This is a genomic window from Enterobacter sp. WCHEn045836, from assembly GCF_003965585.1.
Lineage (GTDB): Bacteria > Pseudomonadota > Gammaproteobacteria > Enterobacterales > Enterobacteriaceae > Enterobacter > Enterobacter dissolvens.
In genome coordinates, this window is the sequence record NZ_RXPT01000006.1 from 127,024 (window position 1) to 153,239 (window position 26,216).

Genomic DNA, 26,216 nt, shown 5'->3' on the forward strand with positions numbered 1-26,216 from the left:
AGGTGAACAACGGAAGCAACCTGTAAACTATTCAGACAATTGTTGTCTTGACGCGGTGCAGGGCGCTAAGCAGAATCCCTGATTCGTTTTCTGACCGGAATAGTTATGCAGGCATTGCTGGAACATTTTATTACCCAGTCCGTTATGTATTCGCTTATCGCCGTTGCGCTGGTGGCATTTCTGGAATCGCTGGCGCTGGTTGGGCTTATCCTGCCCGGCACAGTGATGATGGCGGCGTTGGGCGCGTTGATTGGCAGCGGTGAGGTCAATTTCTGGCAGGCGTGGCTGGCCGGTATTATCGGCTGCTTACTGGGCGACTGGATCTCCTTCTGGCTGGGCTGGCGCTTCAAGAAGCCACTGCACCGCTGGTCGTTTATGAAAAAGAACAAAGCGTTGCTGGATAAAACCGAGCATGCGCTGCATCAGCACAGCATGTTTACTATTCTCGTGGGACGTTTTGTCGGGCCAACGCGTCCGCTGGTGCCGATGGTGGCCGGGATGCTGGATCTGCCCGTCGCAAAATTCGTTGTGCCGAACATTATCGGCTGCGTCTTCTGGCCTCCGTTTTACTTCCTGCCGGGGATCCTGGCGGGGGCGGCAATTGATATTCCTGACGATATGCAAAGCGGCGGTTTTAAATGGCTACTGCTGGCAACAGCGCTGCTGTTATGGCTCGCGACATGGTTGTGCTGGCGACTATGGCGCAGCGCGAAAGCGAATGTCGATCGTCTTACGCGCTATCTGCCTCGCTCGCGTTTGCTGTGGCTGGCACCGCTGACGCTGGGTGTTGCCGTTGTGGCGCTGATTGCGCTGGTTCGTCATCCGCTGATGCCGGTGTACGGTGAGATCCTGTTAAAGGTTGTCAGCCGTTAAGGATCCCCAGCAGGTGCGACGCGCTTGCTTTGCCACTCATCAACTCTTCGGTTTCACCATCCCACACGATACGCCCCTCCGCGATCACCACCGATCGCGGGGCGATGCGTGCGGCATCTTCAATACTGTGTGATACCATCAGCATCGTCAACTGCTGACGCTGGCAGACCTCCTGTACCAGCGTGAGCATCTCCTGGCGCAAGGCAGGGTCGAGTGCAGAGAAGGGCTCATCCAGCAGCAGTACCGGTTGTTCGCGTACCAGACAGCGAGCCAGCGCCACGCGCTGACGTTGTCCGCCAGAGAGCTCTCCGGGGAGCCGGTCAATAAACGTGGTGATACCCATTTGCCCGGCAATCCTCTCCAGCTTCTGGCGCTGGGCGTCGTTCAGTTTCAGCCCCGGATCCATACCCAGCGCGATGTTTTGCCGCACCGTCAGATGGGTGAACAGATTATTTTCCTGGAACAACATCGAGACCGGACGCCTGGCGGGCGGGGTGAGGGTATGGTCGTTGTTTTCAATCTCTATTGACCCGCTCGCCGGTTGCAGAAAACCGGCAATCAGATTGAGCAAGGTGCTCTTGCCTGCCCCGCTTGGGCCAAGTACGGCAATCATCTCCCCCTGACGCACAGAGAGGGTGAAACGCATAGGCAGATGCTGGTAGAGCCAGGTGACATCAGTCAGTTTTAACATTGCGCCCCGGAAGTTTTTCGATAACGGTAAATAAGGCAAAGCACAGCAACAGCAGTAACAGCGCCGTGACGGCCCCCTCCTGGCTGCGGTAGGACCCGATCTGCTGATACAGCCAGTACGGCAGCGTGCGGAAATCTTCATTGCCGAAGAGCGCCACCACACCAAAGTCACCAATGGAGAGCACACAAGCGAAGGCCAGCGCCTGAGCCAGCGGGCGTTTTAGCGCGCGCAGTTCGACTACCTTTAGCCGCTTCCAGCCCTGCATGCCGAGCGACTGACACAGCAAAGCATAGCGGCTGTTGATGTCGCGCATGGGATTTTCCAGAACCTTCAACGCATAGGGGATGGCCATCAGGGCGTTGGTAAAAATCACGATCCCGTCGGCGCTTTCCGGCAGACCAACCGTACTGTTGAACACTAAAAAGAAGCCGGTTGCCAGGACGATGCCCGGCATTGCCAGGATCAACATTCCCGTCAGCTCCAGCGCTTGCCCGGCTTTGCGCGCCTGGCGTGCATAAAGTTCACGGCTGCTCCACAGCAGCATCATGGTCAGCACGACACACAATAGCCCGGCAGCCAGCGCAATGCGCAAGGATGTCCAGGTCGCCTGCCAGAGGACGGGCTGTTGCAACACGGAGACGAGGTTAAGGTTAACGCCATCGACGATAACGGCCATCAGCGGCGGCAGAAGCAGCAGCAGGGCCAGTACGATCAACATCCCATCCGCGATTCGGCTGTGCTGGCTGTCCTGTGGATCGCGCCAGCCTGTAATCTGATGACTGCCCGGTGGAATGGCTTTGCTCAGACGCTGACTCAGCAGGACCAGCACAAGACAGCACAGCATCTGCACCAGGGCCAGAAGCGCAGCGCGACCGGGGTCGTAGTCGTAACTCAGCGCCTGGTAAATCGCCAGTTCGATGGTGGTCGCCTGTGGTCCACCACCAAGAGAAAGCACGGTGGCGAAACTGGCAAAACAGAGCATAAAGATCAGCGCCGCAACCGGAGGGATTTGACGGCGCAGCCATGGCCATTCGACAAAGCGGAAGAATGACCAGCCGCGCATACCCAGCTGTGCCGCAAGCTGACGCTGCTCGCCGGGGATAGCCTCCAGCGCCTGTAAAAAAAGCCGGGTCGCCATGGGCATGTTGAAAAAGATGTGTGCCAGCAGAATACCTTTCAGCCCGTAAGGGGAGAAGGTCCACTCCAGACCAAGCAGGTTAAAGAGAGCGGCCAACCAGCCCTGACGACCATACACGCTCAGGATCCCAAATACCGCCACCAGAACGGGCAGGATCAGCGTCATGGCGCACAGTCTCAACAGCGCCTCCCTGCCGGGGAAGCGTCTGCGGTAGAGCGCCCGCGCGAGAAAAATGGCCGGGATCACCGACAGCAGGGCAGAGAGAAACGCCTGCCAGAAAGAGAACCGGATGACATGCCAGAGATAGCTGTCGTGCCAGAGGGAGAGCAGATCACTCTCCGGCGCGTTAAACCACAATGCCAGAAAAGCGCCGAGACTGACCGCCACCATCACTACGGCGGCGAGCAGTCCGGGAAATAACCAGCCGGGAATTAGCGGCTGACGGCGCGTTGCCATTCACTTACCCATGCTGCTCGCTGCGCGGCGACCTGCTGCGGCGTAAACTCCAGCGAGGTTTGCGGTTTGGTCAGTTGCTCAAAGCCGGCAGGCAGCGTCACGTTGGTTACCGGATACATCCAGTTACCCGTTGGGATCGCATTCTGGAAAGCCGGGGAAACCATAAATTTCAAAAACTTCTCGGCCAGTTCCGGCTGCTTGCTGGCGGCAGTGCGGGCGGCCACTTCCACCTGCAGATAATGCCCTTCAGCGAAATCAGCGGCGGCGTAGTTGTCTTTCTTCTCGGCGATAATGTGATAAGCCGGGGAGGTGGTGTAGCTCAGCACCAGGTCGCTCTCCCCTTTCAGGAACAGACCATAGGCCTCGCTCCAGCCTTTGGTGACGGTCACGGTTTTGGCGGCCAGCTTCTGCCACGCTTCCGGCGTTTTATCACCATAGACCTTCTGCATCCACAGCAGCAGACCCAGACCCGGCGTGCTGGTGCGCGGATCTTCATAAATCACGCGCCATTTTTGGTCGCTTTCCACCAGCTCCTTCAGGCTTTTGGGCGGATTCTTCAGCTTGTTTTTATCGTAGACAAACGCAAAATATCCGTAATCGAACGGCACAAAGGTGTCGTTTTTCCAGCCGCCCGGCACGTTAACCGCCTCTGCCGCTACGCCGCTTTTGGCGAACAGTTTTGTTTGCGACGCCGCATCCAGCAGGTTGTTATCCAGGCCGAGTACCACGTCGGCCTTACTTTTTTTGCCTTCCATACGCAGACGATTAAGCAGCGAGACGCCATCTTCCAGCGCCACGAATTTCAGTTCGCAGTTGCAGTCGGCTTCAAAGGCTTTTTTGACTACCGGGCCTGGGCCCCAGTCGGCAGAAAAGGAGTCGTAGGTGTAGACCGTCAGGACGGGTTTTGCGAAAGCAGGCAGCGCAAACAGCGCCAGCAGGGGAAGCACTTTTTTTAACACTTTGCACCTCAGGGTTGAGTGGCAAAGGATTTTGAGCGAGAGCCTCAAATCCCTTCGCCGGCGTTATCCGGATCAGGTTCGACGGGTATTATCTCAGCGCACATCAGTGATGCAGCACCCCGTTGAGAACGGCGGTATTGTAATGATTTGGCGAATATTACGAAAGTGTTATGGCTCGGGTGGCGCAAACCAGGCGGATTTAAAATCAAACCAGCCGAGCGTATTCATCCGTAACCCCCGCATACTGCGTTGACCCTGGATCATCAGCCAGTGGTGGATCAGCGGCACGATCGCCTGTTCGGCCAGCAGCGCCTGACACCATGTGGCCAGATTCATCTCGCCCGCGCGCCACTGTGCGGCGTCCTGCTGCCAGTCCCGATCGATACAGTGCTGGATCAGCGGGACTTCATACAGGTGTGAGAAGAGCGAGAAATCGAGCGGCAGGGTGAAGTTGGCGCTGTTCAGCCAGATATCGCTTACGATATCGCCACGATGCCACTCATCATAGTCGACCTCCTGGATCGTCAGCTGAACACCTTCTGCGGCCAGCAGTCTGGTCATGATTCTGGCGATAAAACGATGCTCCACGTGCTCGCGGTAGTAGGTCAGATTGATGGACTCCAGCCCTGCCGGCTTGTCACACTGCACAGGCCGGGCGTGATGCCAGCGGGGAAGCAGACCGTACGCCGGGAACCAGTACGTCTGATACTGCTCTTCCGCATGGTAAATCAGATTGGAGGGGGATAAGACATGGCTAATCCATTTGCGTACCGCCTGATTGGCTCCCCGGTGGGTGCGACTGTCAAACAGCAGATAGTAGCAGCCCTCTTCAAGGCGACTTTCCACCGCCTTTTCACCCGTAGTGGGACCTTCAAGCGTCAGCCCGGCGCTGAGCTCTTCATTGAGATCCGGTAATACCCAGACGTTCACTTCGTCGATCAGCGCCCGGTAACCAAAATAGTCATCAAACGCGCGAATTTTCAGCTGGTTATTATTGTTACGCGACACGGCATAGGGGCCGGTGCCAATAGGTTGACTGGCAAAATTGTCCAGCGATCCCCATTCACCGGGCAGAATCATCGAGGGCACATAGCCCAGCAACCAGGGAAGCCATTTGTCCGGCTGAGACAGTTCAATATCCAGCGTCCAGGCCGTAGGGGAGTGAATCCGCGAAATGTGCGAGTAGAGCGGAAGCTTGCGGGCACGTTCCAGAGACGCGATGACATCGCGCATTTCCAGCTCGCGGCCGTGATGAAAGTGGATGCCGGGACGTAAGAAGAAGCGCCAGTGAAGCGGGGAAAGTTGCTGCCAGTGGTGCGCAATATCAGCTTCCAGTTCCCCGTTTTCCTCATTTATCCGAGTCAGGCCGCTGAAAATTTGTCGGGCCATATGGGTTTCTGAACGGCGTAATGCCGTGCCGGGGAGCAGATTTTTCATCGGACGATAGTAGAGCACGCGCAGGATGTGGCGGCCCTGACGGAAACTTCGCCCGAGATGAGAGACCAGCATTTGACGTACTGCGGCTTTATCGCCCACCAGTTGCACCAGCTGATCGATTCGGTCCTGTTCCAGCAGATCTTCCGCTCGCTGTTGCTGCAAGGCCAGGCCGGTATAGAGAAAGGTCAGGCGTGAGCGTTTGCCGCGTCCTGCTTCGGCTTCCCAGTTTAACCAGCCCTGTTGCTGCATGGTGTTAAGCAGCGTGCGCATATGACGTCGGGAGCAGTTAAGGAGCTCTGCCAGTTCGTTGAGCGTGGTCTCCTGCGATTGCCCTTCGCAGCACTGCCAGAGGCGGATAAATTGTTGTTGCAGACGACCAGAAGGCATAAAAGGGGAACTCCTGACAAAAAATCAGCAATTTATTAATCCCTATATTAAGCCAATAATTCTTCCTGATGAAGTGAGGAGGTAAATTATGAAGAGGTCTACCGCTCGTCAGTTTTATCAGCAGTACTTTTCAGCGACAAAAGGAACGTCCTGGCTGGCCCGTCAGTGTGCTGAGCAACGGCTGAAAATGTTAGAAGAATTGATGCAGTGGGACGTTACGAAACCGACCTCTTCTCGCTAACTCGCCTCGATCATGTGTGACTGAGTATTGGTGCTTATCACCCGCCAGCAAAATGTTTTTTGCTGGCTTTTTTCGTTTATTCTTTCACCCAATTCGATTCGCTTTCACAAGGACTTGCAGATGCTCTGGTTAATGACAATGGGGCGACGCCTGAACGGCGTGTATGCCGCTTTTATGCTGGTGGCCTTTATGATGGGCGTGGCGGGGGCGTTGCAGGCACCGACGCTGAGTCTTTTTCTCAGTCGGGAGGTGGGGGCGCAGCCGTTCTGGGTCGGTCTGTTTTATACCGTGAACGCCATCGCCGGGATCCTGGTCAGCCTGTGGCTGGCGAAACGATCCGACAGCCAGGGCGATCGCCGTAAGTTGATCCTCTTTTGTTGCGCCATGGCCGTGGGTAACGCGCTGCTGTTTGCCTTTAATCGTCACTACCTGACGCTGATCACCTGCGGCGTGCTGCTGGCCTCACTGGCGAACACCGCCATGCCGCAACTCTTCGCGCTGGCCCGGGAATATGCCGATAATTCGGCGCGGGAAGTGGTGATGTTTAGCTCGGTGATGCGTGCGCAGCTCTCTCTTGCGTGGGTCATTGGCCCGCCGCTGGCCTTTATGCTGGCGCTGAATTACGGTTTTACCGCCATGTTTTCCATCGCTGCGGGGATTTTTGCCATTAGTCTGGCACTGATTGCCTTCGCGCTACCGTCAGTGGCGCGTGTCGAACAGACAGCGGATAAACCCATTACACAGGTGAGCGGCTGGCAGGATAAAAACGTCCGTATGCTGTTTATCGCTTCCACGCTGATGTGGACCTGCAACACCATGTATATCATCGATATGCCGTTGTGGATCAGCAGTGATCTGGGGCTGCCTGATAAGCTCGCCGGGATCTTAATGGGGACGGCTGCCGGGCTGGAAATTCCAGCGATGATTCTGGCGGGGTACTACGTCAAACATCTCGGGAAGCGCCGGATGATGCTGATAGCCGTAGCGGCCGGGGTGCTGTTCTACCTGGGGCTGATTTTCTTCCATTCACGAGAGGCGTTGCTGGCACTGCAGCTGTTTAATGCTGTGTTTATCGGGATTGTGGCCGGAATAGGGATGCTCTGGTTCCAGGATCTAATGCCCGGGCGGGCGGGTTCGGCGACCACACTCTTTACCAACAGTATCTCCACGGGGGTAATTCTGGCGGGGGTGATTCAGGGGGCGCTGTCACAAAGCTACGGGCATGCAGCGGTGTACTGGATGATAGCGGCCATATCTGTTCTCACGCTGATGCTGACCTGGCGCGTAAAAGACGTTTGATTCTGGAAGGCGTCTTCACGAAATGAAACGATTTTCTGACAGGACCTGAGAAGACACATAGAGTGCGTGGCGGGTGCTTGAGGCTGTTTGCCTCAGGCTTTCGCAAGAGGCAAACAGTGGAGAGTCCCACATCAAAAAACTGATGGGGAGACCAACTTCACAACCAACATTGCGAGGTTAGTCTCTTCATTGCCGAAAAGCAATAAGGAGGCTGGAATGCCAAAACGTACTCTGCTGTTAGGTTTGTTTCTGATCTGTACAACGCTGTTGATCTTCACCTCGATGGTGCGTGATTCACTGTGTGAACTGCATTTCAGACAGGAGAAAACAGAGCTGGCAGCAGTGTTGGCTTACGAAGCAAAACGTTAGCGGTATGGGCGGGGAAAGTTCCCCGCCTCTCCAGAGTGGTTGAGCCTCAATGCACCCTTATCAATGGCCCGCATCGTGCGGGCCATTGCCTTTAGCCCATAAACGCAGGCTGTTTTTTCTCGTACGCGGAGATGGCGTCTTCGTGCTGAAGCGTCAGGCCAATGCTGTCCAGGCCGTTCAGCATACAGTGACGACGGAAGGCATCGATGCTGAAGTTATAGATCTTATCCCCGGCTTTCACCACTTCCGCTTCCAGATCCACTTCAAACGACATGCCCGGATTTGCCTTAACCAGCGCGAACAATTCATCCACTTGCTCGTCACTCAGCGTCACCGGCAGCAGCTGGTTGTTGAAGCTGTTGCCGTAGAAGATATCCGCAAAGCTCGGGGCGATCACGACTTTAAAGCCGTAGTCGGTCAGTGCCCATGGTGCGTGCTCGCGCGATGAACCGCAGCCAAAGTTTTCCCGCGCCAGCAGAATGGAGGCGCCTTTATATTCCGGGAAGTTCAGCACAAATTCCGGGTCAGGAACCTGGCCTTTATCATCCAGAAAACGCCAGTCGTTAAACAGATGAGCGCCAAAACCGGTGCGGGTGACCTTCTGCAAAAACTGCTTCGGAATGATTGCATCGGTATCGACATTAGCGGCGTCCAGGGGGACAACCCGGCCTGTATGTTGGGTAAATTTCTCTGCCATGATTGTCTCCTTATTTCAGGCTGCGAATATCGGCGAAATGGCCGGTAACTGCCGCAGCGGCGGCCATGGCCGGGCTGACCAGATGGGTGCGCCCACCGCGGCCCTGGCGGCCTTCAAAGTTACGGTTACTGGTGGAGGCACAACGTTCGCCAGGATTCAGGCGGTCATTGTTCATGGCCAGACACATGGAGCAGCCAGGCAAGCGCCACTCGAAGCCCGCTTCGATAAAGATCTTATCCAGGCCTTCGGCTTCCGCCTGCGCTTTTACCGGGCCAGATCCTGGCACGACCAGCGCCTGTACGCCTGGTGCCACTTTACGACCTTTGGCTATCTCCGCCGCGGCGCGCAAATCTTCGATGCGCGAGTTAGTGCAGGAGCCGATAAAGACTTTATCAATCGTCACATCGGTCAACGGCACACCCGGTTTCAGGCCCATATAAGCCAGCGCTTTTTCGGCACTGGCGCGTTCGACCGGATCGGCAAATGAGGCCGGATCGGGGATGGTGTCATTCACGGAAATGACCTGACCCGGATTGGTCCCCCAGGTCACCTGCGGGGCAATCTCTTCCGCCTGCAGGGTAACAACGGTATCAAAGACAGCGCCATCGTCAGTTTTCAGGGTTTTCCAGTACGCGACGGCGTCAGCGTAATCCTGACCTTTCGGCGCATGCAGACGCCCTTTCACATAGTTAAACGTGGTTTCGTCTGGCGCCACCAGGCCTGCTTTTGCCCCCATCTCGATGGCCATATTGCACAGAGTCATACGACCTTCCATGCTCAGCGCCTGAATAGCCTCACCGCAGAATTCAACAACGTGCCCCGTACCGCCGGCGCTGCCCGTTTTACCAATGATGGCCAGCACGATGTCTTTCGCGGTGATCCCTGGTGCGGCTTTGCCTTTCACTTCAATCTTCATGGTTTTGGCTCGGCCCTGTTTCAGGGTCTGCGTAGCCAGAACATGCTCAACTTCAGAGGTGCCAATACCGAACGCCAGGGCACCGAATGCGCCGTGTGTGGCGGTATGGGAGTCACCGCAGACGATGGTCATGCCGGGCAGGGTAATACCCTGCTCTGGCCCCATGACGTGAACGATACCCTGATACGGATGGTTCAAATCGTAGAGCTCAACGCCAAACTCGTTACAGTTCTTAATCAACTCCTGCATCTGGATACGCGCCATTTCACCCGACGCATTGATATCTTTGGTCTGAGTGGAAACGTTGTGATCCATTGTCGCGAAGGTTTTACCCGGCTGACGTACCGGGCGTTTGTGCGCACGCAGGCCGTCAAATGCCTGTGGAGAGGTCACTTCATGTACCAGATGCCTGTCGATATACAGCAGTGGGGTTTCGTTTGGTGCCTCGTAGACAACGTGCGCATCAAACAATTTTTCATATAACGTCTTCGCCATGATTACACCCCTTCAGCGACATAGCGGGCAATGATGTCGCCCATTTCATCGGTACTGACTGCCGCCGTGCCGCGTGCTAAATCACCGGTACGGACGCCTTCTTCTAACGCGCGATTAATGGCGTTTTCAATTGCTGTCGCTGCATCGCCTGCATCCAGGCTGTAGCGCAGCAGCAGAGCCAAAGAGAGGATCTGCGCAATTGGGTTAGCAATGTTTTTACCTGCGATATCCGGCGCGGAGCCACCTGCCGGCTCGTACAGACCAAACCCTTCTTCATTCAGGCTCGCTGAGGGCAGCATGCCCATGGAGCCGGTGATCATTGCGCACTCATCCGAGAGAATATCGCCGAACAGGTTAGAGCACAGCAGCACGTCAAACTGGGACGGATCTTTAATCAATTGCATTGTCGCGTTGTCGATGTACATATGCGACAGCTCAACGTCAGGGTATTGCTTCGCGACTTCACTGACGATATCACGCCACAGGATGGAAGACTGCAGCACGTTCGCTTTATCAATAGAGGTCACTTTATGGCGGCGTTTGCGCGCAGACTCGAAAGCGATATGGGCGATACGTTCAATTTCGAAACGGTGATAAACCTCGGTATCAAAGGCTTTTTCATGCTGACCGCTGCCTTCGCGACCTTTTGGCTGGCCAAAATAGATGCCGCCGGTCAGTTCACGCACGCACAGTATATCGAAGCCATTGGCGGCAATATCCGCACGCAGTGGGCAGAACTCTTCCAGGCCCTGATAGAGCTTTGCCGGACGCAGGTTGCTGAACAGCTTAAAGTGTTTACGCAGCGGCAGCAGCGCACCGCGCTCTGGCTGCTCTGCGGGTGGCAGATGTTCCCATTTCGGGCCACCCACGGAACCAAACAGGACGGCATCGGCGTTCTCGCAGCCCTCAACGGTTGCCTTTGGCAGCGGCGTACCGTGATTATCGATAGCAATACCGCCCACGTCGTAGTGGCTGGTGGTAATTTTCATCGCAAAACGCGAGCGAACAGCTTCCAGTACTTTCAGCGCCTGTGCCATCACTTCCGGGCCAATACCGTCACCCGGCAACACAGCAATATGGTAATTCTTCGACATTACACGGTTTCCTTGTTGTTCTCTTTATTCTGAGCTTTGCGTTGCAACTCTTTTTCAACTTCAGCGGCGCGCCAGATATTGTTCAGGACATGCACCATCGCTTTGGCAGAGGATTCGACGATATCGGTCGCCAGACCTACACCATGGAAGCGACGGCCGTTATAGTTGACCACGATATCCACCTGACCGAGCGCGTCTTTGCCATGGCCTTTGGCCGTCAGGTCATATTTGACCAGTTCAACGTCGTATTCGGTGACGCGATTAATGGCCTGGTAGATGGCATCGACAGGACCATTACCATTTGCCGCTTCCGCTTTAATCTCATCCCCACAGGCCAGCTTAATGGACGCCGTCGCGATATCGCTGGAGCCGGACTGCACGCTGAAGTAATCCAGGCGGAAGTGTTCTGGCTCTTCCTGCTGCTTATTAATGAAGGCCAGTGCTTCCAGGTCATAGTCGAACACCTGACCTTTTTTGTCGGCCAGCTTCAGGAACGCGTCGTACAACTGATCCATGTTGTAATCGCTGTCTTTGTAACCCATCTCTTCCATACGGTGCTTCACTGCCGCGCGACCTGAGCGGGATGTCAGGTTCAACTGTACCTGGTTCAGACCAATGGATTCCGGGGTCATGATTTCGTAGTTTTCGCGGTTTTTCAGCACGCCATCCTGATGAATACCGGAAGAGTGCGCGAATGCGCCGGTACCAACAATCGCTTTGTTGGCTGGAATAGGCATGTTGCAAATCTGGCTGACGGTCTGACTGGTACGCCAGATTTCATTGTGATTGATGCGGGTGTGCACGTTCATGATGTCTTTGCGCACCTTAATTGCCATGATCACTTCTTCCAGTGAACAGTTACCTGCACGTTCACCGATACCATTCATCGCACCTTCTACCTGTCGGGCACCGGCGTGAACGGCGGCGATGGCGTTCCCGACGGCCAGGCCTAAATCGTCGTGGGTATGAACAGAGATTATCGCCTTATCAATGTTTGGCACACGTTCATACAAGCCAGTAATGATGTTGGAGAATTCAAACGGCATGGTGTAGCCGACGGTATCCGGGATGTTGATGGTTTTGGCGCCGGCATTGATGGCGGCTTCCACTACCCGCGCCAGATCGTCAATTGGCGTGCGGCCTGCATCTTCGCATGAGAATTCAACATCATCCGTATAGTTACGTGCACGTTTGACCATGTATACCGCGCGTTCAATCACCTCGTCGAGCGTGCTGCGCAACTTGGTGGCGATGTGCATGGGGGATGTGGCAATAAAAGTATGGATACGGAAGGCTTCAGCCACTTTCAGTGACTCGGCGGCAACGTCGATGTCTTTCTCAACGCAGCGTGCCAGACCACAGACGCGGCTGTTTTTGATGGTGCGTGCGATGGTCTGTACCGATTCGAAATCACCCGGAGAAGAGACAGGGAAACCCACCTCCATCACGTCGACACCCATACGTTCGAGAGCCAGCGCGATCTGCAGTTTCTCTTTCACACTCAGGCTCGCCTGTAATGCCTGTTCACCGTCACGTAAAGTGGTATCGAAAATAATGACTTGCTGGCTCATGGGTTAGGTCCTTGTCAGTCTTAGGGCGCCTTGCTACGAGCATAAAAAAACCCGCGCAATGGCGCGGGTTTCTAGTCTTACTGGTGACGATTCAACGCTGAATTTCGCCCGCCAGTCTACCGCGCACAGAGGATGCGTTTAGTAGTAGTAGACCGGTGAAACGAATGGTGCGAATCATGAATCGTGCTCCGTTAAATTCAATATGCTTTTAGTGGTACTGGATATGGTGGTTGATGTCAACCCCTGAAGAGAAAAACGAGCCCGAACGGAGAAAGTCGTGGTGAGTTTGTATTAGCTAATTGTGCTGGTTTTTATCTTTTATGCCTTTCGAAAAGTCTATTTTTGGACTGGAGATTCATCTTTGGAACGATTTAAATATAATTAGTATCAATTCAACATAGGTCTGTAATGGATGGGGTGGGCGAGAAAAGCCGTTTAAATTCATTAATTTATAATTGCGGTGAATGGTTTTGTAGCAAATAAGACGTGAGCATTGATACGACTTTGTTAATTGTTTGCTGTGCGATCAGGTGAATAGTTTAATAATACTAAAGTTATCATTAACTGAAGGGTGATTGAGTATTTGTCTTAATTATGGTTTCATGCAAACCATAATGTCATTGTTATCATTCATACTCAATTTCACCTCGTCATCAATAAGATGTGTAATGTCACTCTTTTGAAGCGGTGTTCTTTATATTTTCCGAATTTTAAATAATTCTCTTTCGCTGGTTGTATCTGCATGGTAAATCATATTTTTCGAGTTTATTACAGTAAATTGGCAAAGGGAGTTTAGCGTGACAGTGGAGCCAGGAATGCCAGAAAATAATATTAATCAACCTCAGGTTTATAATGGGGTCAAACCTCAGCTACGCACCGTTGATCTCAATCTCTTGACCGTCTTTGACGCGGTGATGCAGGAACAGAATATCACGCGAGCAGCGCAGTCTCTGGGGATGTCTCAGCCTGCCGTCAGCAATGCGGTATCCCGGCTTAAGCTGATGTTTAACGACGAATTGTTTGTTCGTTACGGCAGGGGGATTCAACCCACGGCGCGTGCATTTCAACTGTTTGGCTCCATCCGCCAGGCGCTGCAGTTGGTGCAGAACGAGCTGCCGGGATCGGGTTTTGAGCCCTTAAGCAGTGAGCGTGTTTTCCATCTTTGTGTATGCAGTCCGTTAGATAATTATTTGACATCGGTTATATACAATAAAGTGGAAGAAATAGCGCCAAATATTCACCTGGTATTTAAATCATCGCTTAATCAGAACACGGAGCATCAGCTTCGGTATCAGGAAATTGAGTTTGTTTTGGGATACGAAGAATTTCGTCGGCCGGAATTTTCCTGCGTACCTCTGTTTAAAGATGAAATGGTACTGGTTGCCAGTAAAACGCATCCGCGAATGAATACGCCACTGCGTGAAAGTGATGTTTATAACGAGCAGCACGCCGTGGTTGCCCTCGACCGATATGCCTCATTTAGTTTGCCGTGGTATGACACTGCGGATAAGCAGGCGAGCGTGGCTTATCAGGGAATGGCAATGGTCAGCGTATTAAACGTGGTTTCTCAAACCCACCTGGTGGCGATTGCACCGCGTTGGCTGGCAGAGGAGTTTTCTGAACAGTTAAATCTGCAAATTCTGCCGTTGCCACTCAAGCTCAATAGTCGTACCTGTTATCTTTCCTGGCATGAAGCAGCAGGCGGGATAAAGGCCATCAGTGGATGGAAGAGCTGCTTATTAGCATTTGTCGCCGATAAGCGCGTCAGGGTAAATCGCATCCTGGTGTGTGGTTTATCCTGCGTGTTTTTATTTTTCCGGTGTTTTGTGCTGTTGTTATTTTTTCTGGCTGCTGCCAGGCTCGCAAAAATAGATGATTTCCTGAAACGTCGCGCTTTTCAACGATGATTTATCACCTCATCAACGAATCACAGAGGAATTAACCATATCCTCTCCTGATGCCTGTCTTTTCTGCTTTGTGCACCGTTTATCTCGCCTGGTTTGCTAATTGCCTGCCTCATAACGAGCGGTTAAGGTAACGATCACTCTGCAAAATATAAGATTGGTTCATCACGATCGTAAGACGGTGTGGAAATGAATTCTGCAGTCCGTCTATAACAAAATGCCTGGAGGCAAAGCATGGAGATGTTGTCTGGCGCGGAAATGGTCGTCCGATCGCTAATCGATCAGGGCGTGAAACAAGTGTTCGGCTATCCAGGAGGCGCCGTTCTCGATATTTATGATGCGCTCCATACGGTTGGCGGCATTGACCATGTTTTGGTGCGCCACGAACAGGCGGCGGTGCACATGGCTGACGGGCTGGCGCGTGCGACGGGTGAAGTGGGGGTGGTATTGGTCACCTCGGGTCCCGGTGCCACAAACGCGATTACCGGCATTGCGACGGCATATATGGACTCCATTCCGCTGGTCATTCTTTCCGGCCAGGTCGCAACATCCCTGATTGGCTACGATGCGTTTCAGGAGTGCGACATGGTGGGGATTTCCCGTCCTGTTGTGAAGCACAGTTTCCTGGTGAAGCAAACCGAAGACATTCCCGGCGTACTGAAAAAAGCGTTCTGGCTGGCGGCGAGTGGGCGTCCAGGTCCTGTGGTGGTTGATCTGCCGAAGGATATACTGAACCCGGCAAACAAACTGCCGTATGTCTGGCCGGAAACGGTAAGCATGCGCTCCTATAACCCAACGACTCAGGGACATAAAGGCCAGATCAAGCGGGCGCTGCAAACGCTGCTGTCCGCGAAAAAGCCGGTAGTCTATGTGGGAGGCGGCGCAGTTAACTCTGCGTGTGAAACGCAGTTGCGTGCGCTGATTGAAAAATTGAATCTCCCTGTCACCTCTTCACTGATGGGACTGGGGGCGTTCCCGGCGACGCATCGCCAGGCTTTGGGTATGTTGGGGATGCACGGTACCTATGAAGCCAACATGACGATGCACCATTCTGATGTGATCGTCGCCGTCGGCGTGCGCTTTGACGATCGCACGACCAACAACCTGGCGAAGTATTGCCCGAACGCCACCGTGCTGCATATTGATATCGATCCGACTTCTATCTCGAAAACGGTGCCAGCAGATGTGCCGATTGTTGGGGACGCCCGACAGGTCCTGGAACAAATGCTGGAGTTGCTGGCGCAGGAAACCCCTTCACAACCGTTGGATGAGATCCGCGACTGGTGGCAGCAGATTGAGCAGTGGCGTGCGCGTCAGTGCCTTAAATACGATACGCAAAGCGAGAACATTAAGCCGCAGGCGGTGATCGAAACCCTCTGGCGTCTGACAAAAGGTGAAGCGTATGTCACATCGGATGTGGGTCAGCATCAGATGTTTGCTGCCCTCTATTATCCGTTCGATAAACCACGTCACTGGATAAACTCGGGTGGTCTGGGGACGATGGGCTTTGGATTGCCTGCCGCGCTGGGCGTCAAGCTTGCGCTGACGGATGAAACCGTCGTCTGCGTCACGGGTGATGGCAGTATTCAGATGAATATCCAGGAGCTTTCCACCGCGTTGCAATATGAGCTGCCGGTACTGGTTCTGAACCTCAATAACGGTTATCTCGGTATGGTGAAGCAGTGGCAGGATATGATCTACTCTGGTCGCCATTCTCAATCTTACATGAAGTCACTGCCGGATTTTGTTCGTCTGGCCGAAGCCTATGGTCATGTCGGGATGAGGGTGACCGAGCCGGCAGAGCTTGAAGCGAAACTTGCTGAAGCACTTGAACACGTTAAAAACAACCGCCTTGTTTTCATGGATGTCATTGTTGATGGCTCAGAGCACGTTTATCCGATGCATATTCGCGGTGGTGGCATGGATGAAATGTGGTTAAGTAAAACGGAGAGAACCTGATATGCGCCGGATATTATCTGTATTACTGGAAAACGAGTCTGGTGCACTGTCACGCGTCATTGGACTCTTTGCACAACGCGGCTACAACATCGAAAGCCTGACCGTGGCACCCACCGAGGATCCGACGCTGTCGCGCATGACGATCCAGACCGTCGGTGACGCCAAGGTGCTTGAGCAGATCGAGAAACAGTTACATAAGCTTGTCGATGTTCTGCGCGTGAGCGAGCTCGGGCAGGGGGCTTATGTTGAACGTGAGGTCATGCTGGTGAAAATCCAGGCCAGTGGCTACGGGCGTGAAGAAGTTAAACGCAATGCGGATATCTTCCGTGGGCAGATCATTGACGTCACGCCTTCTCTTTATACGGTTCAGCTGGCGGGAACGAGTGACAAGCTGGATGCTTTCCTGGCGTCTGTCCGGGATGTGGCAAAAATTGTTGAGGTTGCGCGATCGGGCGTTGTCGGTCTTTCGCGCGGCGAGAAAATCATGCGTTAGGTGTCAATAAGGTTCGCCTCTTTCTGCCCGGTCACCAAAGCCGGGCTTTTTTTTGCGTAATACGCCGATAACACAGATAAAAGCGGTTGCCGCGAAGGCTATTCTGCGTTTAGATGTTAAAAGATTTAACCATAACCTTGACAGGGCCATGGACTCTTTTCTTTTTTTAAGGGGCAATTGTGAAACTGGATGAAATCGCCCGGCTAGCCGGCGTGTCACGAACTACGGCCAGCTATGTGATTAACGGTAAAGCAAAGCAGTACCGTGTCAGCGACAAAACCGTTGAGAAAGTCATGGCGGTGGTTCGTGAGCATAACTACCATCCGAATGCTGTCGCAGCCGGCTTACGCGCCGGGCGCACCCGATCGATTGGTCTGGTGATCCCTGATCTGGAAAACACCAGCTACACCCGTATCGCTAACTATCTTGAACGTCAGGCTCGTCAGCGCGGCTATCAGCTCTTGATTGCCTGCTCAGAAGATCAGCCTGATAACGAGATGCGCTGTATTGAGCATCTGCTCCAGCGTCAGGTCGATGCCATCATTGTTTCGACCTCCTTACCGCCAGAGCATCCGTTCTATCAACGCTGGGCGAACGATCCCTTCCCGATTGTCGCACTGGATCGTGCCCTGGACAGAGAGCACTTCACCAGTGTCGTCGGCGCCGATCAGGATGATGCGGAAATGCTGGCCGCGGAGCTGAGAACCTTCCCGGCTGAAACCGTGCTTTATCTTGGCGCGCTGCCTGAGCTTTCCGTGAGCTTCCTCCGTGAGCAAGGTTTCAGGACGGCGTGGAAAGACGATCCTCGCGAGGTTCACTACCTCTATGCCAACAGTTATGAGCGTGAAGCCGCCGCGCAGTTGTTCGAGAAATGGCTGGAGACCCACCCGATGCCTCAGGCGCTGTTCACCACCTCATTTGCCTTACTGCAGGGCGTAATGGATGTTACCTTGCGTCGGGACGGTAAGCTGCCATCCGATCTGGCTATCGCCACCTTCGGTGATAACGAACTGCTCGACTTCCTGCAATGCCCGGTACTGGCCGTCGCGCAGCGCCATCGTGACGTGGCTGAGCGTGTGCTGGAGATCGTCCTGGCGAGTCTGGATGAACCGCGTAAACCGAAGCCGGGGCTGACGCGTATCAAACGTAATCTTTACCGTCGCGGAATTTTGAGCCGCCATTAATGAATGAGGGGGAGTGAAAACTCCCCCTTGTTTTGCCTGGATAATTCTGTCGAATAATTCCCGGAGAAAAATTAGGACGATTCCTTAGGAATCAGAATCTGCTATTTTTTTAATTCTTTTTGGCCTTTTAAAATGGCCTTGAAAGAAGATTTATACGATTTATAAAGCCTCTCTTTGTATTGTTTTGTTACAAAGCTGCCCGGTCGATGAATATTCAGACGTTTTTTCCCCTACCCTGGCATGCTCGCCTGCCAGCCGGTTCGTTCATTGCGTGCTGTGGTGAATCTGGCGCTGTTATCCCCTGTGAATATGTCTTAAAATGCTGCCCGCGTCGCAAACTGACACTTTATATTTCGCTGCGATGATATTGAGTGAGCCATAACGCTAGTGTGCATATTCGGTTTTTTTCTTACAAATATTCATAACGTTAATTTTGCCTCGCCAGTTGTGCAGTTATTAACCAGGACTGTTTATCTCTGTAAATAGAGGGCTTTCGGGCTTCTATAGAGAGAGTCCTGGCTTGACAAGCTTTTCCCTCGCTCCGTAAACTCCTTTAGGTGGGAATTTGTGGGTTAAAGTGGTGAGGAGGGGTAAGACTGGCATGTTCCGTGGAGCAACGTTAGTCAATCTCGACAGTAAAGGGCGTTTATCGGTACCAACCCGATACCGCGACCAGCTGATCGAGAACGCTTCGGGTCAACTGGTTTGCACCATTGACATCAACTCCCCCTGCCTGCTGCTTTACCCCTTGCCTGAATGGGAAATTATTGAGCAAAAGCTGTCGCGACTGTCGAGCATGAACCCACAGGAACGCCGCGTGCAGCGGTTGTTATTGGGACATGCCAGTGAGTGTCAGATGGATAGTGCAGGGCGATTACTGATTGCGCCCGTGCTGCGGCAACATGCCGGTCTGACCAAAGAAGTGATGCTGGTCGGGCAGTTCAACAAGTTTGAACTGTGGGACGAAACGACCTGGTATCAACAGGTCAAGGAAGATATCGACGCTGAGCAGTCTGATTCCGCAACCTTGTCGGAACGGCTGCAGGACTTGTCTCTATAAATATGATGGAAAATTATAAACATACAACGGTGTTGCTGGATGAGGCCGTCAACGGTCTGAATATTCGTCCGGACGGCATCTACATTGATGGCACTTTTGGTCGTGGTGGCCACTCGCGTTTGATCCTCTCCCAACTGGGAGCGGACGGACGTCTGCTGGCAATTGATCGCGATCCGCAGGCGATTGCTGTTGCGCAAACCATCGATGACCCACGCTTTTCCATCGTGCATGGACCTTTCTCTGCGCTGGCAGATTACGTTGCTGAGCGCGGCCTGACGGGCAAGATCGACGGGATTCTTCTCGATCTTGGCGTCTCTTCACCCCAACTTGATGATGCTGAACGCGGTTTCTCCTTTATGCGCGACGGCCCGCTGGACATGCGCATGGATCCTACGCGCGGTCAGTCTGCCGCCGAGTGGTTACAGACTGCGGATGAAGCGGATATTGCCTGGGTGATCAAAACCTTTGGTGAAGAACGTTTTGGCAAGCGCATCGCGCGCGCCATTGTTGAGCGCAATCGTGTTGAACCGATGACCCGCACGAAAGAGCTGGCCGAGGTGATTGCGGCGGCAACACCGGTGAAGGATAAACACAAACATCCCGCGACCCGTACCTTCCAGGCGGTGCGCATCTGGGTAAACAGTGAACTGGAGGAAATAGAGCTGGCGCTAAAAAGCTCGCTCGACGTGCTGGCCCCGGGTGGGCGGTTATCCATCATCAGCTTCCATTCGCTGGAGGACCGTATTGTGAAGCGCTTTATGCGTGAACAAAGCCGCGGTCCACAGGTTCCAGCAGGGCTGCCGATGACGGAAGAACAACTCAGGAAGCTGGGTGGCCGTCAGTTGCGAGCATTAGGCAAGTTGATGCCGGGCGAAGAAGAGGTGGCAGAGAATCCACGCGCCCGTAGTTCAGTGCTGCGTATTGCAGAGAGGACGAACGCATGATCAGCAGAGTGACAGAGACCCTAAGCAAAGTTAAGGATTCGTTAGGAAGCAACGAGCGCCATGCCTTGCCTGGCGTGATCGGCGACGATCTTTTGCGGTTTGGGAAGCTGCCACTCTGCTTGTTCATTTGCATCATTGTGACGGCAGTAACGGTGGTCACTACAGCCCACCATACACGTTTATTGACTGCGCAACGCGAGCAGATGGTACTGGAACGCGATGCGCTGGATATTGAATGGCGAAATCTGATCCTTGAAGAAAACGCGCTCGGCGATCACAGCCGGGTTGAACGGATCGCAACGGAAAAGCTGCAATTGCAGCATGTTGATCCTTCCCAGGAAAATATCGTAGTACAAAAATAAGGGAAAACGCGACGCATGAGAGCAGCGGCAAAAACGCTAAAACCAAAACGTCAGGAAGAACAGGCCAACTTTGTAAGTTGGCGTTTTGCGTTGCTTTGCGGCTGCATTTTACTCGCGCTGGGCTTCCTGCTGGGACGCGTGGCGTGGCTACAAATCGTCGCGCCTGACATGCTGGTACGGCAGGGCGATATGCGCTCGCTGCGCGTACAGGAAGTCTCCACATCCCGCGGAATGATCACCGACCGTTCCGGCCGTCCGCTGGCGGTGAGCGTACCGGTGAAGGCGATCTGGGCCGATCCAAAAGAGCTGCACGATGCTGGCGGTATTACGCTCGACAACCGCTGGAAAGCGCTGTCTGATGCCCTGAAAATGCCGCTGGATCAGCTTGCCTCCCGTGTTAACGCCAACCCAAAAGGGCGCTTTATCTATCTGGCGCGTCAGGTTAACCCTGACATGGCCGATTACATCAAAAAACTGAAGCTACCGGGTATTCATCTTCGTGAAGAGTCTCGCCGTTACTATCCTTCAGGCGAAGTGACTGCTCACCTCATTGGCTTTACCAACGTCGATAGCCAGGGGATCGAAGGGGTAGAAAAAAGCTTCGATAAGTGGCTTACCGGTCAGCCAGGCGAGCGAATCGTGCGAAAAGACCGCTATGGTCGCGTAATTGAAGATATCTCTTCCACAGACAGCCAGGCTGCCCACAACCTGGCGTTGAGCATTGATGAGCGTCTGCAGGCGCTGGTGTATCGCGAGTTGAACAATGCCGTGGCCTTTAACAAGGCGGAGTCGGGCAGCGCCGTGCTGGTGGATGTCAGCACCGGTGAAGTACTGGCGATGGCCAACAGCCCGTCCTACAACCCGAACAACTTTACCGGTACCGCCAAAGATGCAATGCGTAACCGGGCCATTACTGACGTGTTCGAACCCGGCTCCACGGTGAAACCGATGGTGGTGATGACGGCGCTGCAACGCGGCATCGTCAATGAGAACACGGTTCTGAACACCATTCCTTATCGTATTAACGGCCACGAGATCAAAGACGTGGCGCGCTACAGCGAATTGACCCTGACCGGGGTATTACAGAAGTCGAGTAACGTCGGTGTTTCAAAGCTGGCGTTAGCGATGCCGTCCTCAGCGTTAGTAGAGACTTACTCACGTTTTGGGCTAGGAAAGGCGACCAATTTGGGGTTGGTCGGAGAACGCAGTGGCTTATATCCTCAAAAACAACGGTGGTCTGACATAGAGAGGGCCACCTTCTCTTTCGGCTACGGGCTAATGGTAACCCCGTTACAGTTGGCGCGAGTCTACGCAACGATTGGCAGCTATGGCGTCTATCGCCCGCTGTCAATTACCAAAGTTGATCCACCGGTTCCGGGCGAGCGTATCTTCCCGGAATCTATCGTTCGTACCGTTGTGCATATGATGGAAAGCGTGGCGCTACCTGGCGGCGGCGGCGTGAAGGCGGCGATCAAAGGCTATCGCATCGCCATTAAAACCGGTACAGCGAAAAAAGTGGGGCCAGACGGCCGCTACATCAACAAATACATTGCCTATACCGCAGGCGTTGCGCCTGCAAGCAATCCGCGTTTTGCGCTGGTGGTCGTGATTAACGATCCACAGGCGGGTAAATACTACGGCGGCGCCGTTTCCGCGCCTGTGTTTGGCGCCATCATGGGCGGCGTATTGCGCACCATGAACGTTGAACCGGATGCGCTGGCAACGGGCGAAAAAAGTGAATTTGTAATTAATCAAGGCGAGGGTACAGGTGGCAGATCGTAATTTGCGCGACCTTCTCGCTCCGTGGGTGCCAAATGCACCTGAGCGAGCGCTACGGGAGATGGTACTGGACAGCCGTGTGGCTGCTTCCGGCGATCTTTTTGTGGCTGTAGTTGGTCATCAGGCGGACGGGCGTCGATATATCCCGCAGGCGATTGCGCAAGGTGTAGCTGCCATTATTGCTGAGGCTAAAGATGAGGCAACCGACGGTGAAATCCGTGAAATGCATGGTGTGCCGGTTATCTATCTTAGCCAGTTAAATGAGCGACTCTCCGCACTGGCGGGACGTTTCTATAACGAGCCTTCAGACCAACTGCGTCTGGTGGGCGTGACGGGCACCAACGGAAAAACGACGACCACTCAGTTGATGGCGCAATGGGCGCAGTTGCTGGGTGAAACCGGCGCCGTGATGGGCACCGTGGGGAATGGGCTGTTGGGTAAAGTGAGCCCGACGGAAAACACCACCGGCTCCGCGGTTGACGTGCAGCATGTGATTGCCGGGCTGGCAGGGCAGGGCGCGACCTTTGCGGCGATGGAAGTCTCCTCTCATGGTCTGGTACAGCATCGTGTAGCGGCGTTGAAATTTGCCGCCTCCGTGTTCACGAACCTGAGTCGCGATCATCTTGATTATCATGGTGATATGGAGCATTACGAGGCCGCGAAATGGCTGCTCTTCTCCACGCATCACTATGGACAAGCCATCATCAACGCTGACGACGAAGTCGGGCGCCGCTGGCTTGCGAAGCTGCCGGATGCGGTGGCGGTGTCGATGGATGACCATATCGATCCGAACTGCCATGGCCGTTGGCTGAAGGCGGTTGAGGTTAATTATCATGACAGCGGCGCGACGATTCGCTTTGCCTCTTCCTGGGGGGAAGGCGAAATTGAAAGCCGCCTGATGGGGGCCTTTAACGTCAGCAACCTGCTGCTGGCACTGGCTACATTGCTGGCGTTGGGCTATCCGATGGCCGAACTGCTGAAATCCGCAGAGCGTCTGCAGCCAGTCTGTGGCCGTATGGAAGTGTTCAGTGCGCCAGGTAAACCGACCGTGGTTGTCGATTATGCCCACACGCCCGATGCGCTGGAAAAAGCGCTCGAAGCGGCACGCCTGCACTGCACCGGTAAGCTGTGGTGCGTGTTTGGCTGTGGAGGCGATCGCGACAAGGGCAAGCGTCCGTTGATGGGAGCCATTGCCGAACAGTTCGCGGATATTCCGGTTGTGACCGATGACAACCCGCGCACTGAAGAGCCGCGCGCCATTATCAACGATATCCTGGCCGGTATGCTGGACGCAGGACGTGCCCGCGTGGTGGAAGGCCGTGCAGAAGCCGTGACCAACGCCATTATGCAGGCGCAGGAGAACGACGTTGTGCTTCTGGCGGGTAAAGGCCATGAAGATTATCAGATTGTTGGCAACCGTCGTCTGGACTATTCGGATCGTGTAACGGCAGCGCGTCTGTTGGGAGTGGTGGCATGATTAGCTTAACGCTCGGCAAGGCGGCAACTCTCCTGCAGGGTACGTTGCATGGTCAGGACGTCACCATTGACGCCGTGACAACAGATACCCGCAAAGTGACCGCCGGGTGCCTGTTTGTGGCGCTGAAAGGCGAACGTTTTGACGCCCACGATTTTGCTGAACAGGCGAAAGAAAACGGTGCAGGTGCGCTGCTGGTGAGCCGCAAACTCGCTATCGATTTGCCACAGCTTGTGGTGAAGGATACGCGTCTGGCCTTTGGTGAGCTGGCTGCCTGGGTTCGTCAGCAGGTCCCGGCTCGCGTTGTCGCCCTGACGGGGTCGTCGGGTAAAACGTCGGTCAAAGAGATGACGGCGGCCATACTCAGTCAGTGCGGTAACACACTTTACACCGCAGGCAATCTAAATAATGACATCGGTGTGCCGATGACATTACTTCGCCTCACCAAAGAGCATGAGTTTGCGGTGATTGAATTAGGGGCAAATCATCAGGGCGAAATCGCCTGGACCGTGAGCCTGACGCGTCCGGAGGCCGCGCTGGTGAATAACCTGGCTGCTGCACATCTGGAAGGTTTTGGTTCACTCGAAGGCGTGGCAAAAGCCAAAGGCGAGATCTATACCGGCCTGCCGGATGATGGTATCGCCATTATGAATGCCGACAATAATGACTGGCTGAACTGGCAGAGCATTATTGGCTCGCGTAAGACGTGGCGTTTCTCGCCAAATGCGGCCAACAGTGATTTTACCGCAACCAATATCCATGTGACCTCGCATGGCACGGAATTCACACTCAATACCCCAACGGGGGGCATTGAGGTTCTGCTGCCACTGCCCGGGCGCCATAACATCGCCAATGCGCTCGCTGCCGCGGCGTTGTCGATGGCTGTAGGCGCGACACATGACGCGATAAAAACCGGTCTGGCAAATTTAAAAGCCGTACCGGGGCGTCTGTTCCCCATCCAGCTTGCAGAAAACAAACTGCTGCTGGATGACTCCTACAACGCGAACGTCGGTTCGATGACGGCGGCCGTACAGGTGCTGTCCGAAATGCCGGGTTATCGTGTGATGGTCGTTGGCGATATGGCCGAGTTGGGCGATGAAAGCGAAGCCTGTCATACCCAGGTGGGTGAAGCCGCGAAAGTGGCGGGGCTGGATTGTGTCCTGAGCGCCGGAAAACTGAGCCAGGCGATTAGCCATGCCAGCGGTGTTGGCGAACATTTTGCCGATAAAGCCGCACTGATTGAACGTCTGAAGGCGTTGATTGCTGAAAAACAAATGGTGACTGTGTTAGTGAAAGGTTCACGTAGTGCCGCCATGGAAGAGGTTGTGCACGCATTACAGGAGAACGGGACATGTTAGTTTGGCTGGCCGAACATTTGGTCAAATATTACTCAGGCTTTAACGTCTTTTCCTATCTGACGTTTCGCGCCATTGTCAGCCTGCTGACTGCGCTGTTCATCTCATTGTGGATGGGCCCGCGCATGATTGCCCGTCTGCAAAAACTCTCTTTTGGCCAGGTCGTGCGTAACGATGGTCCGGAATCGCACTTCAGTAAACGCGGTACGCCAACCATGGGCGGGATTATGATCCTGACCGCGATCGTGGTTTCCGTGCTGCTGTGGGCCTATCCATCCAATCCGTACGTCTGGTGCGTGCTGACTGTGCTGGTGGGCTACGGAATCATTGGGTTTGTCGATGATTACCGCAAAGTGGTGCGTAAAGACACGAAAGGTCTGATCGCCCGCTGGAAATATTTCTGGATGTCGGTAATTGCGCTGGGCGTGGCCTTCGCGCTGTATCTGGCAGGAAAAGACACTCCCGCTACCGAGCTGGTGGTGCCGTTCTTTAAAGACGTCATGCCGCAACTGGGGCTGTTCTACATTCTGCTGGCGTACTTCGTGATTGTGGGCACCGGTAACGCGGTGAACCTGACAGATGGTCTGGATGGTCTGGCGATTATGCCAACGGTCTTCGTGGCCGCAGGTTTCGCGCTGGTGGCGTGGGCGACCGGCAACATGAACTTTGCTAATTATCTGCACATTCCGTACCTGCGTCACGCGGGCGAGCTGGTGATCGTCTGTACGGCCATTGTCGGGGCGGGGCTGGGCTTCCTGTGGTTCAACACCTATCCGGCCCAGGTCTTTATGGGTGACGTCGGTTCACTGGCTCTGGGTGGCGCGCTGGGCATTATTGCCGTGCTGCTGCGCCAGGAGTTCCTGCTGGTGATCATGGGGGGGGTATTTGTGGTTGAAACCCTGTCGGTGATTCTGCAGGTCGGTTCGTTTAAGCTGCGCGGCCAGCGCATCTTCCGTATGGCGCCGATTCACCATCACTATGAACTGAAAGGCTGGCCAGAGCCGCGCGTCATCGTGCGCTTCTGGATTATTTCGCTGATGCTGGTGCTGATTGGCCTGGCAACGCTGAAGGTACGTTAA

The 26,216-nt window shown here is 54.2% G+C and carries 23 protein-coding genes, 1 pseudogene and 1 riboswitch; of the genes and pseudogenes, 15 read left to right on the forward strand and 9 right to left on the reverse strand.

Going from position 1 to position 26,216, the window contains the following annotated elements:
- Positions 1 to 105 precede the first annotated feature (105 nt).
- Complete coding sequence (locus tag EKN38_RS09800) at positions 106 to 873, forward strand: DedA family protein (RefSeq protein ID WP_014830628.1); 768 nt, start codon at positions 106 to 108, stop codon at positions 871 to 873.
- On the opposite strand, the gene thiQ is transcribed toward EKN38_RS09800, so the two are convergent.
- The 4 genes from thiQ to sgrR all read right to left on the reverse strand — a co-directional run bounded on the left by thiQ (position 863) and on the right by sgrR (position 5,941).
- Positions 863 to 1,564 (reverse strand): thiamine ABC transporter ATP-binding protein ThiQ, encoded by a 702-nt coding sequence (gene thiQ / locus EKN38_RS09805; RefSeq protein ID WP_014830629.1) that lies wholly within the window; start codon positions 1,562 to 1,564, stop codon positions 863 to 865. The two genes, EKN38_RS09800 and thiQ, sit on opposite strands and share 11 nt — an antisense overlap.
- The gene (gene thiP / locus EKN38_RS09810; RefSeq protein WP_014830630.1) at positions 1,548 to 3,158 is read right to left on the reverse strand and encodes a thiamine/thiamine pyrophosphate ABC transporter permease ThiP; all 1,611 of its coding nucleotides are present in this window, start codon (positions 3,156 to 3,158) and stop codon (positions 1,548 to 1,550) included. Before thiP ends, thiQ begins: the two co-directional genes overlap by 17 nt.
- Positions 3,134 to 4,117 (reverse strand): thiamine ABC transporter substrate binding subunit, encoded by a 984-nt coding sequence (thiB, locus tag EKN38_RS09815; protein ID WP_014830631.1) that lies wholly within the window; start codon positions 4,115 to 4,117, stop codon positions 3,134 to 3,136. Before thiB ends, thiP begins: the two co-directional genes overlap by 25 nt.
- A gap of 31 nt (positions 4,118 to 4,148) precedes the next feature.
- A riboswitch (TPP riboswitch) is annotated at positions 4,149 to 4,249 on the reverse strand.
- Positions 4,250 to 4,285: 36 nt separating this feature from the next.
- Positions 4,286 to 5,941: an HTH-type transcriptional regulator SgrR gene (sgrR, locus tag EKN38_RS09820; protein ID WP_014830632.1), complete on the reverse strand. Its 1,656-nt coding sequence runs from the start codon at positions 5,939 to 5,941 to the stop codon at positions 4,286 to 4,288.
- Between the two features lie 88 nt (positions 5,942 to 6,029).
- Here sgrR and sgrT point away from each other — a divergent pair, with 88 nt between their 5' ends.
- The 3 genes from sgrT to EKN38_RS09835 all read left to right on the forward strand — a co-directional run bounded on the left by sgrT (position 6,030) and on the right by EKN38_RS09835 (position 7,850).
- Entirely contained in the window at positions 6,030 to 6,182 is a 153-nt protein-coding gene (gene sgrT / locus EKN38_RS09825; RefSeq protein WP_013095557.1) for a glucose uptake inhibitor SgrT, read from the forward strand.
- Between the two features lie 120 nt (positions 6,183 to 6,302).
- The gene (locus tag EKN38_RS09830; protein ID WP_014830633.1) at positions 6,303 to 7,481 is read left to right on the forward strand and encodes a sugar efflux transporter; all 1,179 of its coding nucleotides are present in this window, start codon (positions 6,303 to 6,305) and stop codon (positions 7,479 to 7,481) included.
- A 216-nt stretch (positions 7,482 to 7,697) separates the two neighbouring features.
- Positions 7,698 to 7,850, forward strand: coding sequence for a Hok/Gef family protein (locus tag EKN38_RS09835; protein ID WP_126522040.1), 153 nt, complete (start codon positions 7,698 to 7,700; stop codon positions 7,848 to 7,850).
- 91 nt (positions 7,851 to 7,941) lie between these two features.
- Here EKN38_RS09835 and leuD read toward each other — a convergent pair whose 3' ends face one another.
- From leuD to leuL, 5 genes are all read right to left on the reverse strand, one after another.
- Positions 7,942 to 8,547, reverse strand: a complete 606-nt coding sequence (gene leuD / locus EKN38_RS09840) for a 3-isopropylmalate dehydratase small subunit (RefSeq protein WP_014830634.1) — start codon at positions 8,545 to 8,547, stop codon at positions 7,942 to 7,944.
- 10 nt (positions 8,548 to 8,557) lie between these two features.
- Positions 8,558 to 9,958, reverse strand: coding sequence for a 3-isopropylmalate dehydratase large subunit (leuC, locus tag EKN38_RS09845; protein WP_014830635.1), 1,401 nt, complete (start codon positions 9,956 to 9,958; stop codon positions 8,558 to 8,560).
- A 2-nt stretch (positions 9,959 to 9,960) separates the two neighbouring features.
- A complete protein-coding gene (gene leuB / locus EKN38_RS09850; RefSeq protein ID WP_014830636.1) occupies positions 9,961 to 11,052 on the reverse strand; it encodes a 3-isopropylmalate dehydrogenase in 1,092 nt (363 codons plus the stop codon).
- Complete coding sequence (gene leuA, locus EKN38_RS09855) at positions 11,052 to 12,623, reverse strand: 2-isopropylmalate synthase (RefSeq protein ID WP_014830637.1); 1,572 nt, start codon at positions 12,621 to 12,623, stop codon at positions 11,052 to 11,054. The genes leuB and leuA overlap by 1 nt, the downstream gene beginning before the upstream one ends.
- Positions 12,624 to 12,714: 91 nt before the next feature.
- Positions 12,715 to 12,801 (reverse strand): leu operon leader peptide, encoded by an 87-nt coding sequence (leuL, locus tag EKN38_RS26225; protein WP_071830037.1) that lies wholly within the window; start codon positions 12,799 to 12,801, stop codon positions 12,715 to 12,717.
- Between the two features lie 637 nt (positions 12,802 to 13,438).
- Here leuL and leuO point away from each other — a divergent pair.
- The 11 genes and pseudogenes from leuO (at position 13,439) to mraY (ending at position 26,216) form a co-directional block, all read left to right on the forward strand.
- Positions 13,439 to 14,382 (forward strand): annotated as a pseudogene (gene leuO, locus EKN38_RS09865) (transcriptional regulator LeuO).
- 379 nt (positions 14,383 to 14,761) lie between these two features.
- Complete coding sequence (gene ilvI / locus EKN38_RS09870) at positions 14,762 to 16,486, forward strand: acetolactate synthase 3 large subunit (RefSeq protein ID WP_014830639.1); 1,725 nt, start codon at positions 14,762 to 14,764, stop codon at positions 16,484 to 16,486.
- A 1-nt stretch (position 16,487) separates the two neighbouring features.
- The gene (gene ilvN, locus EKN38_RS09875; protein WP_014830640.1) at positions 16,488 to 16,979 is read left to right on the forward strand and encodes an acetolactate synthase small subunit; all 492 of its coding nucleotides are present in this window, start codon (positions 16,488 to 16,490) and stop codon (positions 16,977 to 16,979) included.
- A 179-nt stretch (positions 16,980 to 17,158) separates the two neighbouring features.
- Positions 17,159 to 18,163, forward strand: coding sequence for a catabolite repressor/activator (gene cra / locus EKN38_RS09880; RefSeq protein ID WP_013095565.1), 1,005 nt, complete (start codon positions 17,159 to 17,161; stop codon positions 18,161 to 18,163).
- A gap of 601 nt (positions 18,164 to 18,764) precedes the next feature.
- Entirely contained in the window at positions 18,765 to 19,223 is a 459-nt protein-coding gene (mraZ, locus tag EKN38_RS09885) for a division/cell wall cluster transcriptional repressor MraZ (protein WP_014830641.1), read from the forward strand.
- Between the two features lie 2 nt (positions 19,224 to 19,225).
- A complete protein-coding gene (rsmH, locus tag EKN38_RS09890) occupies positions 19,226 to 20,167 on the forward strand; it encodes a 16S rRNA (cytosine(1402)-N(4))-methyltransferase RsmH (RefSeq protein WP_014830642.1) in 942 nt (313 codons plus the stop codon).
- Positions 20,164 to 20,529, forward strand: coding sequence for a cell division protein FtsL (gene ftsL, locus EKN38_RS09895; RefSeq protein ID WP_014830643.1), 366 nt, complete (start codon positions 20,164 to 20,166; stop codon positions 20,527 to 20,529). Before rsmH ends, ftsL begins: the two co-directional genes overlap by 4 nt.
- Before the next feature lie 15 nt (positions 20,530 to 20,544).
- Positions 20,545 to 22,311, forward strand: coding sequence for a peptidoglycan glycosyltransferase FtsI (locus tag EKN38_RS09900; RefSeq protein WP_014830644.1), 1,767 nt, complete (start codon positions 20,545 to 20,547; stop codon positions 22,309 to 22,311).
- Entirely contained in the window at positions 22,298 to 23,785 is a 1,488-nt protein-coding gene (gene murE / locus EKN38_RS09905; RefSeq protein ID WP_014830645.1) for a UDP-N-acetylmuramoyl-L-alanyl-D-glutamate--2,6-diaminopimelate ligase, read from the forward strand. The genes EKN38_RS09900 and murE overlap by 14 nt, the downstream gene beginning before the upstream one ends.
- The gene (gene murF, locus EKN38_RS09910; protein WP_014830646.1) at positions 23,782 to 25,140 is read left to right on the forward strand and encodes a UDP-N-acetylmuramoyl-tripeptide--D-alanyl-D-alanine ligase; all 1,359 of its coding nucleotides are present in this window, start codon (positions 23,782 to 23,784) and stop codon (positions 25,138 to 25,140) included. Before murE ends, murF begins: the two co-directional genes overlap by 4 nt.
- A complete protein-coding gene (gene mraY / locus EKN38_RS09915) occupies positions 25,134 to 26,216 on the forward strand; it encodes a phospho-N-acetylmuramoyl-pentapeptide-transferase (protein WP_008501985.1) in 1,083 nt (360 codons plus the stop codon). The genes murF and mraY overlap by 7 nt, the downstream gene beginning before the upstream one ends.

What these genes read in the sequence shown, in the direction of transcription:
- EKN38_RS09800 (WP_014830628.1), top strand. Translation starts at nt 106, where the DNA reads ATGCAGGCATTGCTGGAACATTTTATTACCCAGTCCGTTATGTATTCG.
- thiQ (WP_014830629.1), bottom strand. Translation starts at nt 1,564, where the DNA reads ATGTTAAAACTGACTGATGTCACCTGGCTCTACCAGCATCTGCCTATG.
- thiP (WP_014830630.1), bottom strand. Translation starts at nt 3,158, where the DNA reads ATGGCAACGCGCCGTCAGCCGCTAATTCCCGGCTGGTTATTTCCCGGA.
- sgrR (WP_014830632.1), bottom strand. Translation starts at nt 5,941, where the DNA reads ATGCCTTCTGGTCGTCTGCAACAACAATTTATCCGCCTCTGGCAGTGC.
- sgrT (WP_013095557.1), top strand. Translation starts at nt 6,030, where the DNA reads ATGAAGAGGTCTACCGCTCGTCAGTTTTATCAGCAGTACTTTTCAGCG.
- EKN38_RS09830 (WP_014830633.1), top strand. Translation starts at nt 6,303, where the DNA reads ATGCTCTGGTTAATGACAATGGGGCGACGCCTGAACGGCGTGTATGCC.
- EKN38_RS09835 (WP_126522040.1), top strand. Translation starts at nt 7,698, where the DNA reads ATGCCAAAACGTACTCTGCTGTTAGGTTTGTTTCTGATCTGTACAACG.
- leuD (WP_014830634.1), bottom strand. Translation starts at nt 8,547, where the DNA reads ATGGCAGAGAAATTTACCCAACATACAGGCCGGGTTGTCCCCCTGGAC.
- leuC (WP_014830635.1), bottom strand. Translation starts at nt 9,958, where the DNA reads ATGGCGAAGACGTTATATGAAAAATTGTTTGATGCGCACGTTGTCTAC.
- leuB (WP_014830636.1), bottom strand. Translation starts at nt 11,052, where the DNA reads ATGTCGAAGAATTACCATATTGCTGTGTTGCCGGGTGACGGTATTGGC.
- leuA (WP_014830637.1), bottom strand. Translation starts at nt 12,623, where the DNA reads ATGAGCCAGCAAGTCATTATTTTCGATACCACTTTACGTGACGGTGAA.
- leuL (WP_071830037.1), bottom strand. Translation starts at nt 12,801, where the DNA reads ATGATTCGCACCATTCGTTTCACCGGTCTACTACTACTAAACGCATCC.
- ilvI (WP_014830639.1), top strand. Translation starts at nt 14,762, where the DNA reads ATGGAGATGTTGTCTGGCGCGGAAATGGTCGTCCGATCGCTAATCGAT.
- ilvN (WP_014830640.1), top strand. Translation starts at nt 16,488, where the DNA reads ATGCGCCGGATATTATCTGTATTACTGGAAAACGAGTCTGGTGCACTG.
- mraZ (WP_014830641.1), top strand. Translation starts at nt 18,765, where the DNA reads ATGTTCCGTGGAGCAACGTTAGTCAATCTCGACAGTAAAGGGCGTTTA.
- rsmH (WP_014830642.1), top strand. Translation starts at nt 19,226, where the DNA reads ATGATGGAAAATTATAAACATACAACGGTGTTGCTGGATGAGGCCGTC.
- ftsL (WP_014830643.1), top strand. Translation starts at nt 20,164, where the DNA reads ATGATCAGCAGAGTGACAGAGACCCTAAGCAAAGTTAAGGATTCGTTA.
- EKN38_RS09900 (WP_014830644.1), top strand. Translation starts at nt 20,545, where the DNA reads ATGAGAGCAGCGGCAAAAACGCTAAAACCAAAACGTCAGGAAGAACAG.
- murF (WP_014830646.1), top strand. Translation starts at nt 23,782, where the DNA reads ATGATTAGCTTAACGCTCGGCAAGGCGGCAACTCTCCTGCAGGGTACG.
- mraY (WP_008501985.1), top strand. Translation starts at nt 25,134, where the DNA reads ATGTTAGTTTGGCTGGCCGAACATTTGGTCAAATATTACTCAGGCTTT.